The following is a 12680-nucleotide window of genomic DNA, read 5'->3' as shown; positions in this document are numbered from 1 at the left end:
AACTACCTCACAATATCGTCAACATCAGTAGAATTATCAGCTACAACTTTAACGACTACCCGATTAGGCAAACATACAATCTGCTGTGGTGGAATACTGATCCAACCTGATTGCACACATATCTGGTCAGGGCAATCGGCTTCCTTCATGCGTACGCGCCCATCTTTATATTCAATAACGTTAAAGCCGCTATAACTGTCAATTCTAAATTCTCCTGTATAACCTTGACGCAACGGAAAAGTCTTAATCATTTGGCCATCAACAGTTATAACTATACTGCGGGCTTGACTGCTTTCCCCTGATATATGATAGATATTTAAACCAATACCTGATAATGCGAGTAGTACTAGTACAACAATCAGCCACTTGTCCGCTTTTGTCAACATCAGCTTACCACCCTGCTCATATTCTATTCCATTTTACATTATAATATAGGTTAATGCAAACCATAGGCCATAAAAATTGATAAAACCATAATAAAAGAGAAGGGGTCCCCCCCTCCTCTTTTATTGGCAAATAAAGTGTTATTAAGCTACCGGATCTTCACTGCCAGGCACTACACCAAGTATAGCGTGCCGAATAGCCTTTGTTGGACATTTAGCCAAACAAACAGGATTATCGCATTTTTCCATACACACTTTAGCATCAACTACGGCTAGATTATTATCCATCGTAATGGCACCATGCGGACATTCCTTCTTGCATAATGTGCAGCCGATGCAAGCAGCACTACAAGCTTTTTTAGCTACTGTGCCTTTGTCATGTGAGTTGCAGTTAACACGGACAGCAGCCCCAATTGGCATCATTGCAATAACATGTTTCGGACAGACCGTTTCACACTTACCACAACCGGTACATTTATCCGGATCAATAATCGGCAAACCATCTGCACTCATAGTCATAGCACCAAAAGGACAAGCTTTTACACAAGTGCCTAAACCTAAACAGCCATATTTACAGCTCTTGTGCCCCCCAAATAACAAGTTGGCAGCTACACAATCCTCTACCCCATGATATTCATTAGCTTTAACAGCTTTAGTATGACTGCCTGCACAGCGAACCTGAGCAATACGCGGCTCAACCTCAGCTGCAGCTTTACCTGTCAACTGACCAACAAGTTTAGCCACCGCATCTTTTCCTGGAATGCACAAATTAGGCGGTACATCAGGGTTAATTACCACGGCTTCAGCGTACGCCATGCAGCCAGCATAGCCACAGGCACCACATTGTCCTTTGGGCAACACGTCTTCGACAACGTGAATTAGTGGATTAACTTCAATAGCCATTTTTTTATTGGCATAAGCCAGAACAAGTCCGAATATAACGCCCAGACTTGTCAGAACCGCCAGTATTATCAGCGAATGTTGAACAACTCCATGCATTTATTTCTCACGCCCCTTTCTATTCACCTATAGCGGAATCATACCTGAAAAACCCAGGAAGGATAAGGCTAGCATCCCAGCCAGTATAAAGGCAATTCCCAGACCTTGCAAGGTTTTGGGGACATCCGCATACTGTAGTTTTTCCCGCAAACTAGCCATAAGAATAAGCGCAAGGGCAAAGCCTACGCCTGAACCAAAGGCATTGACAACACTTTTAATAAAACCATAGTTTTCGGTAGCGTTAATCAGCGGTACACCCAAAATAACACAGTTAGTAGCAATTAACACTAAGTAAATACCCCACATCTCGTAGAGTGCAGGTGCATATTTCTTAATAGCAATTTCTAAGAACTGCACGCAAACAGCCATTAATACCACTATTACTACAATTTTTAAAAACACTAAGTCATAAGGAACAAGAATAAAGTTATACACTATCCAAGCAAGCGACGACGATATAGTAAGAATGGAGGCAACTGCCATACCCATACCGATAGAAGCGCTTAAGCTCTTAGAAACTCCAAAGAAGATACACAAGCCGAGGAAACGTGTTAGTACGAAGTTGTTAACAATTGCCGCACCCATAAACAGAGTAAAATATTCCATTATACAGCCCCACTCCTTTGCATAGTAAGCTGCGATACCGCTTTGGCTTTGGCCGCTTGCTTATCCTGATATTCGCCAATAACATTAAACATGCCAATCATCAACCCGATTACCAGGAACGCACCAGGCGCAAGAATCATAATCATAGGGCCGTTATACGTCTCAGGAAACACCTGCATTACCATGGAAGTACCACTAAATAGTACACCGGTACCAAACAATTCACGAACTACGCCAATAAACAACATAGCCAGTGCAAAACCAGCACCCATACCCAACCCATCAATAGTAGAAGCTAATACGCCATTTTTCATAGCAAACACTTCAGCCCGAGCCAGGATAATGGCAAATACCACCACTAATTCCAAGTAAAGACCTAGTTCTTTGTAAACAGCAGGGGCATAGGCTTCAAGAACCAGGATTGTCAAAGTAACAATAGTAGCGATGATAGTGATAAACACAGGTACACGGACTTTAGGATTAACAAAGTTTTTCATGATTGATACAACTGCATTGTTAGCAGTAATAACTGCCATAACTGCAAACCCCATACCTAGTGAATTAAATACTGTTGATGTAACCGCCAGCGCCGGACAAAGACTTAACGCAAGGCGGAATATGGGGTTCATTTCAAAAATACCTTTTTTAAATATTTCCCAATAATTCATATTCACACACCTCACTTCTTCTGACTAGCTGAATAAGCGGCAACAGCTTCTACTGCTTCCCGCATGCCTTTAGTAACAGCCCGGGAGGTAATCGTTGCGCCTGTCAGCGCCTGGATGTTTTTATCAGTGGGAACTTTGACAACTTCCATATCTTTCGACTCTTTATTAGCGAACTGTCCCCGAAATTTCGGTTGCACCATCTTATCACCAAGGCCGGGAGTCTCAGCATGCTTTAAAACCTTAAAGTCCATTGCTTTACCATCAGTTGTTACAGCAGCAAGCATATCGATTTTACCGGCATACCCCTTACCACTGGCAGGTACTACATAAGCAATAACCTTGCCTCCTTTTATCCCCGCATACCAACCTTCTTTGCCATCAATAGGCTTAAAGGATTCGGCCTCTTTAACAAGTTCCTTCATTGCATCATTTTTTGCCTTAACACGTTGTTCAGCAGCGACTGGCTCGGTGATAGCGAACGCAGTCGCTAGAATGACCCCTGAAAGAAAACATGCTACGCCTAAGTTCATAGTTATTTTAAACACACTATTATTTTTGTCGTCATGTGCATCATGTGCCATGGTCATTTACCTCCTAGCCCCAAATTTCGCAGGCTTAACCACCAAGTCAATTGCCGGCGTTACACAGTTCATCAGCAAGATTGCATAGCAAACGCCTTCTGGATAGCCGCCTAGTAAACGGATTAACACAGTAAGCGCACCGGCACCAACTGCAAATATAATTTGACCCTTAAGGGTAATCGGAATGGTAACCATATCAGTAGCCATGAAGAAGGCGCCGAGAATAAGTCCGCCTGACATCATATGCATAATCGGATCATGTCCGAAAGCTGCAGTTAACAGACCGACAGTGCCAATCATACATACCGGAATCTGCCACCTGATATATCCGCGATAAATTAAGAATACACCGCCTAAAATTAATAGCAAGGCCGAAGTCTCACCCATACTGCCGCTGCGAGAACCGATAAAGAGGGATTGATACATTGTTACCTTATCACCAAAAATCGCAATAAGACTTTCATAACCCTGGAGTTTTAAAATGCCTAAAGGAGTAGCTGAAGTAACTCCGTCAATTTTACTTGCCATTTGTGGCCAGGTTGTCATCGCTACCGGCCAAGACGCTAGTAGGATTGCTCGTCCCACAAGAGCCGGATTAAAAATGTTGTAACCCAATCCACCCATAGTATGCTTGGCTACGGCTATAGCTGCCACAGTACCAAATACAGGCATATACCAGGGCAATGTCGCCGGAATATTCATAGCCAGTAAAAGGCCGGTCAAAAAGGCGCTGCCGTCATTAACAGTAATCGGTTTGTTCTGCCATTTTTGAATAAGATATTCTGTTCCCATAGCAACAACAATACAGAGAATCATAGTAGTTAATGCTGGCATACCAAAACGGTATACCGAAAAAAGAGCTGCAGGCGCTAATGCCAGATTAACTGCCCACATAATTTTAGCGATAGATTCGTCGCACCTGATGTGCGGTGATGCCGAAACTGTTAAGGTACCAACGTCAAGTTTTACTTCTGCGCTCATGCCGCCCACCTCCTATTTCTTCTGTGCAGCCGCAGCTGCCGCGTTTTGCGCTTTAGACAATTTAATATAGTGAACAATATTGCGCTTAGCCGGACATACATATACGCATGAACCACACTCGACGCAATCAAGAAGGTTGTACTCTTCCTTGGCAACAGCAAATGCATTTCGCTCGCCAAGAATACTCAGCATACTTGGTACAAGTCCCATTGGACAGGCATCAACACAGCGGCCACAGCGAATACATGGCTGCTCTGGACCAATGTTAACATCAGCAGCGCTTAACGCCAAAATACCAGACGTGCCTTTGATTACAGGTACATCAAGAGTTTGCTGCGCCATCCCCATCATCGGACCACCCATAATAACTTTAACCGGCTGCTCTTTAAAGCCGCCGCACATAGCTACAGCCTGAGAAAAGGTTGCGCCTACCCGTAGCAGTACATTTTTGGGTTCAGCAATAGCACCACCGGTAACAGTAGCCACACGTTCAATAAGCGGCAAACCTTTTTCTACGGCATCAGCTATGGCTACTAAAGTACCTACATTTTGTACAACAGCACCTACATCCATAGGCAAGCCGCCTGAAGGCACTTCTCTGTCCAGGATTACTTTAATTAATGTTTTTTCGGCCCCTTGTGGATATTTGGTTTTAAGAGGCACTATTTCGATACTGGAACCAGCGCAAGCTTTGCGCATAATTTCAATAGCATCTGGTTTATTTTCTTCAATACCAACATAACCTTTACTTACACCGATAATTTTCATGGCAATTTTCATACCAGTAACAATACGTTCGGTTTGCTCTAGCATAACCCGGTGATCAGCTGTCAGATATGGTTCGCACTCAGCTCCATTGAGAATGAAGGAGTCAATGGGTTTTTCCGGCGGAGGCGACATTTTTACATGTGTCGGGAAGGTAGCTCCCCCCATCCCTACCAGACCAGCTAAGCGAACTATTTCTTTAAGTTCTTTTACCTCCATTGACTGCCAGTCACGGTTTAGCGGCAGACCTGGAACCCACTCATCCTTACCATCACCTTCAATGACAACTGCTTGACAGGTGCCAAATACGGGATGAGGATATTCAGCAATTTCCACTACTTTACCTGATGTTGAAGCATGAATCGGACTGGCAACAAAGGCTTGTGCTTCAGCTATTACCTGTCCTTTCTTGACCAAATCACCCACCTTGACTACAGGGGCGCAAGGCGCTCCTATATGCTGCCTGGTAGGAATGATGACTTTTTGCGGTATAGGTGCCACTTCTATAGATTTAGCAGCTGTATACCGTTTGCGGTCGTCGGGATGAACCCCCCCGCGAAAGCTTTTTGCCATATTTTCACTCCTTTTATTTGGTGCAATCTAATCGCTTTATCCTAAAACAGCTATGACAGAATGCGAGTTATGACTGGTCGCATAGTATCATCTGTCCTGGCATGGCGATCAAAATATCTAATATAAATCAGGGAAATAACAACTGCAGCCACCCCGCCAGCAACCTGGTACCATATTGGGTCAGTCACCATTTTGGTAGTTGCCAGGTAAGTACCGGCAAAAGCTCCCGCAACAGCAGCTATAAGCGGTAACATATAAACAATAAATGCCGCTTTTAGCATATTGACTTCTTTTCCCTCAATGATCACCCGCTGCCCTCTTTTAGCTCCCACCGGGTTCAGCACCTCAACCACAATGGCATCATTTCCAGGGCAACTACCACAATTTTCACAATCACTATGGCGGCTGGCCTTTACTTTGGCCATTCCATCAAATACTTCCAATACAATGCCTTCTTGTTGCTTTCCCAAAGGTCCTCCCTCCTTTTCTAGAGGATTAATTTAGATTAGATATTTTTTGCTAAAACAGGTTATATATTCGCTTTATCATAAACATTTACCTGCATATTGATATAATTACTTTTTTCACTATCATTCCCAGTATTTTTAATATATTTTGCGAAATTGCATCGTATTTACACAATACCAGATTTCACGCAAAAATACTATAGTTTTTCAAAGAATCTTTACATAAATCACATGGTTATTTATAGAAACCACGACTTGCCGCGCTGAGCGATTATCCTACCTTTAAAATAATTTACCTACTAATTGGAAAAAAAGTCTCCCGAACAATAATTTGTAATGTACGGAAGACCTAACTTATTTAATTTTTGTTTACTTATATATAATTTTTCTATAAGTAGTTACTCATCCTTAGATTTACTCAATACCGATTTAATAACTTGCTCCTCAGACATTATGATCTTGCCTGGCAACTCCTGTAGCGCCATCAGAAGTTTTGCTCCAGGTTTAAAGTAAAAACGCCTGTTTTCAATTATTCCCCGCAAACCCACAGCAGTATACGCCAGTGTCCATACCTCCCGCCCATCAAGCGCTGAATGAAAACGATATGTCCGCCGAAATTTTAAAACACCCATCAACTGAGGCTTATAGCGATAGACACCCAAAATATCGCTATAGGGAACCTCATGGATGCTCTTGCCTAGCAGCCCGCATTTCGTCAGCCTAAGCACCTTTTTATCCATTTCATAGGTGTATTTGGCAGACGTGCGTTCAATTAGAACAAATAATACTAATGCTTCTGCCATTAATTCTAAAGGTTGAACTACGGTAAGAACAAACCATTTGTAGAGCGACCAAATAACAAGAAGTGCCAAAATGGCTACGGAAACTGTCATAATCTTAGCGTTCTTTTTACTGACCTCAGACCGTGCTACCAATTTGTCCAAATTAATCGAATCCGCTGTCATGGTGATAGCAGGCTATTCTTCGTCTTCATATTCTTCTTCCTCTTCTACTGGCGCAGGAAATGCGGCATGCAAGGCTTTTGTAGCCACAATGAAGACACTGATGACAGCAAACATAGTAGGCAGCGCAACTGTCATCAATGTTACAGCTTTAGAAAATGCACTTTCCATTATTATTCCTCCCTTATTTCGCCAGCGCCGGAATCAGGGCAAGTACTAAGCCGCCAGCCACAACAGAAGCAACCTGTCCGGCTACGTTTACCCCGATAGCATGCTGAATAATGAAGTTTGTAGGGTCTTCTTTGAGTGCCATCTTAGCAATTACCCGGCCAGACATCGGGAAGGCCGAAATACCGCAGGCACCAATCATCGGATTTATTTTAACCGGACTGAACATATTTAAAAGTTTGGCAAACAGTACGCCGCCAGCAGTATCAAATACAAAGGCGACTGCACCAAGTGCCATAATCAAAAAAACATCGAAAGTCAGAAAACGTTCAGCAGACATCGTACCGCCGATGGTGATACCCAGTACCAGAGTAATCAAATTAGCAAGTTCATTTTGAGCAGCGTTGGAAAGATTTTCAACAACACCACTTTCCCGCAGAAGGTTACCAAACATCAAGCTGCCGATAAGAGCAACAGAGATGGGAGCAACAATGCCGGCGATAACCGTAATCATGATTGGGAACAGAAATTTGGTAGTTTGAGAAACAGGTTCTTCCCCTTCAAAGCCCATCTTAATCTTACGTTCACTTTCAGTAGTCAATGCTTTAATAACAGGTGGCTGAATTACCGGTACCAACGACATGTATGAATAAGCAGCAACTGACAATGGACCTAACAGTTCTTGCGCGAAACGGCTGGCTACATAAATCGTAGTAGGACCGTCGGCAGCGCCAATAATACCGATAGAGGCAGCATGTTCAAAAGAAAAACCTACCAGTGTTGCACCAATGGCTGTAGCAAAAATACCAAACTGAGCAGCGGCAGCAAACAACATTACTGATGGCCGGCGAATCAACGGTGTAAAGTCACACATGGCACCAATAGCAATAAAAATAAGAACCGGAAACAATTCGTTAGCAATGCCGGCATTGTAAAGCACAACAAGAAACCCTTCCTCTCCCGGAGTAGCGGAAACTGCTGACGAATGTGGAATGTTAGCCAAAACCGCACCAAAGCCGATAGGGAGAAGAAGTGACGGTTCATAGTCATGTTTTACGGCAAGATAGATGAGCAAAGCACCTATAGCCCACATGATTACATGCTTCCAGGTAAGACCGAGGAAGCCCATGAGCAGCTCATCGAGCCAAGGATACTGCTGAATCAATACGTCCATGTGTGTTTTATACCTCCTAACCTATATTGGGAATAATAATCTTGCTCGGTTCACCGGTTACTATCTGGAATTAATGCGACGTCAGCTTAGCCGCACTAATTCCAGCTTGGCTGGCATTAACCGATAACAGCCATAACTTCACCCGGCTTAACACTTTGACCGGCGTTTACATTGATAGACTTAATCGTACCATCAGCAGGAGCACCAATTTCGTTTTGCATTTTCATCGCTTCAAGAATAAGGATAACATCACCTTTTTTCACCTTTTGGCCAACAGCAGCAACTATCTTAGTCACTTTTCCCGGCATTGGGGCATTTATCGGGGTATCACCGGCAGACACTTGAACAGGAGCAGGAGCAGCGGCAGCGGCTTTTGGAACCGCAACTGCGGCAGGTGCCGCAGCAACCGGAATCACCGGTCGAGGTTGGGCGGCAATAGCGCCCCCTACTTCTTCTACCTCTACCTCATAGGTATTACCATTAACTGTCACATTAAATTTTTTCATCCTAGCGGACCCTCCATTCATTGATGGTGTTCGTATTTTACTTAGGCAAACTGACGACTGTCCATAATCTTTTGCCGTCCCACACTTCCCCACTGGTTGCTGGTGCGAGTAATTCTAACGGCTAGGTTACCTGTTCCCATCATTGCGTAGATACTGGCAGTAATAACAGCAACCACTTCCGGGCTAATATTCTCTGCCGCTACCGCCATCGAAACTGAAGCCGCCATTTCGGTAGTTACTGTTGCATCTGATCTTTTCTTTTTTTTCTTAGCCTTAGGCGGCTCAGGCTTTCCAAATAAGGAATTTAAAAAACCCACATTAACTATCCCCTTTCTTTCCCGATATGAAAGTTCAACGAGAATTATAGCGGAATGTTACCATGCTTTTTGGCTGGCCGTTGTTCACGCTTACTAGCCAGCATGTTGAGTGCGGTAATAACCCGCGGCCGGGTTTCCTTCGGCTCGATAACTTGATCAACGAAGCCTCTTTCAGCCGCTTTATATGGAGTTGCGAAATCTTCCACATATTTCGCTGTTTTTGCTGTTGCGTCAGCATCATTGCGAAAGATGATGTTGGCAGCGCCAGCTGGTCCCATAACGGCAATTTCAGCGCTTGGCCATGCCAATACCTGATCAGCACCTAGATCCTGGGAACACATAGCCAGATAGGCACCCCCATATGCTTTGCGGGTAATGACTGTAACCTTGGGAACAGTTGCTTCACAATAGGCATACAACATTTTAGCGCCATGACGAATTATACCGCCATACTCCTGATCAGTGCCAGGCAGGAAACCCGGAACATCAACAAGGTTAACTACCGACAGGTTAAAAGCATCACAAAACCGAATAAAGCGGGCAGCTTTATCAGAAGCATTAATATCAAGGCAACCGGCCATAACATTAGGCTGGTTGGCAATAATACCTACAGGTTGTCCGTCAAAGCGGGCAAAACAAGTAATGATATTATTGGCATAATGAGCATGCCCTTCGTAGAATTCACCATTATCCACAATTGATTTAATGACATCTTTCATATTGTATGGTTGATTAGGATTGTCTGGTAAAAGAGTATTCAGTCCCTCATCCATCCGGTTAGCATCATCACCAGTTTCAACAACCGGCGCATCGTCCAAATTATTACTTGGTAAGAAACTTAAAAGATAACGAACTTGCTGCATACAGTCATCGTCATTTTCAGTTGCAAAATGAGCCACACCAGAGGTCGCGTTATGGGTCAGAGCACCGCCTAACTGTTCAGCAGTTACTTCTTCAGCAGTAACTGACTTAATAACCTGTGGGCCGGTAATAAACATTTGACTAGTGTTCTTCACCATGTAGATAAAGTCGGTAATCGCCGGCGAATATACTGCACCACCGGCGCAAGGTCCCATGATAACGGAAATTTGGGGAATAACACCTGAAGCTGCAGTATTTTGATAAAATATTTTTCCATATCCAGATAAAGCATCTATGGCTTCTTGAATCCGTGCACCACCTGAATCGTTGATACCAATTAAAGGAGCTCCCATTTTAAGAGCCAGTTTTTGTACTTTTACAATTTTGTTGGCATGCATTTCGCCTAATGAACCACCAATGACAGTAAAGTCTTGGGCGTATACATATACCAGGCGACCATCAATCGTGCCATAACCTGTTACTACGCCTTCGCCGGGAGATTCAACATTTTCCATACCAAAGTTGGTGCAACGATGACAGACAAACTGATCCAATTCAACAAAGGTACCAGCGTCCAAAAGTTTTTCAACACGTTCCCGGGCCGTTAGCTTGCCACCGGCATGTTGTTTATCAATACGCTTTTGACCGCCGCCTAATTTAACCTTTTCCTGGCGTTTTTTCAGATCATCAATTTTTTCCTGGATTGTTGCCATTTAAAAAACACCTCCATTACTTAGAAACTACTTGCGTTCAGACAGTTCTAACAAAATACCACCGGTTGCCTTCGGGTGAACGAAAGCAATGCTGGCACCACCAGCACCATAACGCGGTGTTTCATCAATTAGTCGAACGCCTTGTTCTTTAAGATCAGTGAGCGCAGCCTCAAGGTTGTCCACACGAAGTGCAAGATGTTGGATACCCTCGCCATTCTTTTCAATAAATTTGGCAACCGGCCCATCAGGAGAAGTTGATTCTAACAGCTCAACTTCGCTGTCGCCACAGGGAATAAAGCAAACTTTTACTTTTTGCTGTTCAATAACTTCTTCGCCCGTCGCTGCCATGCCAAGCACATCAGTGTAAAACTTCTTAGCTTGTTCCATATCTTTTACCGCAATCCCGATATGGTCAACTTTAAGCACTTGAAATTTGCGAGCATTAACACCGCAATTACAATCTTGACACATATTCCTGCCTCCTTGCTACAATTTTGACTGACTAATCTAATCTTTATATATAATACCATATTTTAATATCAGGTACTATAAATTCCTATTGTTTTTTTAAATTTCATTAACGCAGTACTTGCCGTAATAAATCAGCAACAACGCTGTATGGATCTCTTTCCCGTCTTTCAACAGCAGCTACCACAGAATCAAAATCCCCACAGACTATAACATTCTGAAGCACATACCGGCCAATTTTTTCATCAAGTAATGCCAGCAGTTCATTTCGGGTTCGCTTTGTGCGCTGAATAGATAGTTGACCAGAGCTGTGCAAATAACTGCTATGATCTTCTATAGCATTGTACAATTCAGTCAGTCCTTCTCCTCTACTGGCGGCAGTTCGTTTGACTGGCGGCCGCCAATCAACTTTGGTTTGATTCAATTCAAGCATCATTTCAATTTCGGTATTTAGCCGTTCAACGCCATCCCGGTCGGCTTTATTGATTGCAAATATATCTGCAATTTCCAAAATACCCGCCTTAATGGCCTGGATATCATCGCCAAGACCAGGTACCAGTACAACAATCGTAGTATCCGCAGCCTTGATAATATCAACTTCAGACTGACCAACACCTACTGTTTCAATAAATATAATATCTTTACCAAATGCATCCATAATTTGGACTGCCTCAGCAGTCTTGCGGGACAAACCACCCAGACTACCTCTTGTTCCCATACTCCGAATGAACACCCCTTCATCTAAGGTAAGTTCATTCATACGAATGCGATCTCCTAAAATTGCACCGCCGGAAAAAGGACTAGTTGGATCGACGGCAATTATCCCCACCGTCTTGCCTTGAGATCTGTACTCCCTGGCCAGCTTATCAGTAAGCGTACTTTTACCAGCGCCTGGGGGGCCGGTAATACCAATAACATAAGCTCTTCCGGTATGAGGATAGAGCAGCTGCATAATTTCAGCCGCTTCATCGAAATCATTTTCTACAGCAGTGATAGCGCGGGCCAAGGCCCGTTTAGACCCGGCCAGCACTTGTTCAACAACATTCATCCTTTATCACCTGTCATCTAGCATCTTAACTGCTACTATTTTACATTAGCCTTGATGAACTCAATAATAGTACCAGTCGTAGTGCCAGGCGTAAATACTTCAGCTATCCCGGCTGCTTTAAGACCGGGTATATCAGCATCAGGAATAACGCCACCACCAACAATAAGTACATCACTCATATCCTTTTGCCTGCATATTTCAACAATGCGTGGGAAAAGGTGGTTATGTGCACCAGATAATAGGCTTAAGGCTATTACATTTACATCTTCTTGCAATGCTGCTTCTGCAATTTGCTCCGGTGTCTGCCTAAGTCCAGTATAAATTACCTCAAAGCCAGCATCGCGGAGAGCGCGTGCTACGACTTTGGCGCCACGATCATGACCGTCCAGGCCAGGCTTTGCAACCAATACTCTAATACGTTTTTCCATCATTGTTCCCTC

The 12680-nt window shown here is 43.6% G+C and carries 17 protein-coding genes; all 17 read right to left on the bottom strand.

Features of this window, described 5'->3' with window-relative positions; genetic code table 11:
- Positions 1-2: 2 nt before the first annotated feature.
- On the bottom strand, positions 3-386 hold the full coding sequence (locus AC1ECB_RS03785; RefSeq protein ID WP_485667529.1) for a NusG domain II-containing protein: 384 nt from the start codon (positions 384-386) through the stop codon (positions 3-5).
- 141 nt (positions 387-527) lie between these two features.
- Positions 528-1382, bottom strand: coding sequence for an RnfABCDGE type electron transport complex subunit B (gene rnfB, locus AC1ECB_RS03780; RefSeq protein WP_485667528.1), 855 nt, complete (start codon positions 1380-1382; stop codon positions 528-530).
- A 27-nt stretch (positions 1383-1409) separates the two neighbouring features.
- Entirely contained in the window at positions 1410-1988 is a 579-nt protein-coding gene (locus AC1ECB_RS03775; RefSeq protein WP_485667527.1) for an electron transport complex protein RnfA, read from the bottom strand.
- Positions 1988-2656, bottom strand: a complete 669-nt coding sequence (gene rsxE, locus AC1ECB_RS03770; protein ID WP_485667526.1) for an electron transport complex subunit RsxE — start codon at positions 2654-2656, stop codon at positions 1988-1990. Before rsxE ends, AC1ECB_RS03775 begins: the two co-directional genes overlap by 1 nt.
- A gap of 11 nt (positions 2657-2667) precedes the next feature.
- Positions 2668-3237, bottom strand: a complete 570-nt coding sequence (locus tag AC1ECB_RS03765; RefSeq protein ID WP_485667525.1) for an RnfABCDGE type electron transport complex subunit G — start codon at positions 3235-3237, stop codon at positions 2668-2670.
- Positions 3238-3243: 6 nt separating this feature from the next.
- A complete protein-coding gene (locus AC1ECB_RS03760) occupies positions 3244-4218 on the bottom strand; it encodes an RnfABCDGE type electron transport complex subunit D (RefSeq protein WP_485667524.1) in 975 nt (324 codons plus the stop codon).
- 12 nt (positions 4219-4230) lie between these two features.
- Entirely contained in the window at positions 4231-5556 is a 1326-nt protein-coding gene (gene rsxC, locus AC1ECB_RS03755; RefSeq protein WP_485667523.1) for an electron transport complex subunit RsxC, read from the bottom strand.
- Between the two features lie 50 nt (positions 5557-5606).
- Complete coding sequence (locus tag AC1ECB_RS03750) at positions 5607-6026, bottom strand: SoxR reducing system RseC family protein (RefSeq protein ID WP_485667522.1); 420 nt, start codon at positions 6024-6026, stop codon at positions 5607-5609.
- Between the two features lie 395 nt (positions 6027-6421).
- Positions 6422-6967: a hypothetical protein gene (locus AC1ECB_RS03745; protein WP_485667521.1), complete on the bottom strand. Its 546-nt coding sequence runs from the start codon at positions 6965-6967 to the stop codon at positions 6422-6424.
- 33 nt (positions 6968-7000) lie between these two features.
- Entirely contained in the window at positions 7001-7156 is a 156-nt protein-coding gene (locus AC1ECB_RS03740) for a hypothetical protein (protein WP_485667520.1), read from the bottom strand.
- A gap of 13 nt (positions 7157-7169) precedes the next feature.
- A complete protein-coding gene (locus AC1ECB_RS03735; RefSeq protein WP_485667519.1) occupies positions 7170-8327 on the bottom strand; it encodes a sodium ion-translocating decarboxylase subunit beta in 1158 nt (385 codons plus the stop codon).
- Between the two features lie 116 nt (positions 8328-8443).
- Positions 8444-8833, bottom strand: coding sequence for a biotin/lipoyl-containing protein (locus AC1ECB_RS03730; RefSeq protein ID WP_485667518.1), 390 nt, complete (start codon positions 8831-8833; stop codon positions 8444-8446).
- Positions 8834-8874: 41 nt separating this feature from the next.
- Complete coding sequence (locus AC1ECB_RS03725) at positions 8875-9150, bottom strand: hypothetical protein (protein ID WP_485667517.1); 276 nt, start codon at positions 9148-9150, stop codon at positions 8875-8877.
- Between the two features lie 44 nt (positions 9151-9194).
- Positions 9195-10724 (bottom strand): methylmalonyl-CoA decarboxylase subunit alpha, encoded by a 1530-nt coding sequence (mmdA, locus tag AC1ECB_RS03720; protein WP_485667516.1) that lies wholly within the window; start codon positions 10722-10724, stop codon positions 9195-9197.
- A 27-nt stretch (positions 10725-10751) separates the two neighbouring features.
- A complete protein-coding gene (mce, locus tag AC1ECB_RS03715; RefSeq protein ID WP_485667515.1) occupies positions 10752-11195 on the bottom strand; it encodes a methylmalonyl-CoA epimerase in 444 nt (147 codons plus the stop codon).
- 106 nt (positions 11196-11301) lie between these two features.
- Positions 11302-12240 carry a methylmalonyl Co-A mutase-associated GTPase MeaB gene (gene meaB / locus AC1ECB_RS03710; RefSeq protein WP_485667514.1) on the bottom strand — a complete coding sequence of 313 codons (939 nt, stop codon included), beginning with the start codon at positions 12238-12240 and terminating at the stop codon, positions 11302-11304.
- Between the two features lie 35 nt (positions 12241-12275).
- Positions 12276-12668 carry a cobalamin B12-binding domain-containing protein gene (locus AC1ECB_RS03705; protein ID WP_485669274.1) on the bottom strand — a complete coding sequence of 131 codons (393 nt, stop codon included), beginning with the start codon at positions 12666-12668 and terminating at the stop codon, positions 12276-12278.
- Between the last annotated feature and the right edge of the window lie 12 nt (positions 12669-12680).

The sequence above is a fragment of the Sporomusa sp. 246TCP1 genome (genome assembly GCF_057319775.1).
Note: the sequence above shows the minus strand (reverse complement) of the source record. Positions and strands in the feature narration are given on the sequence as shown.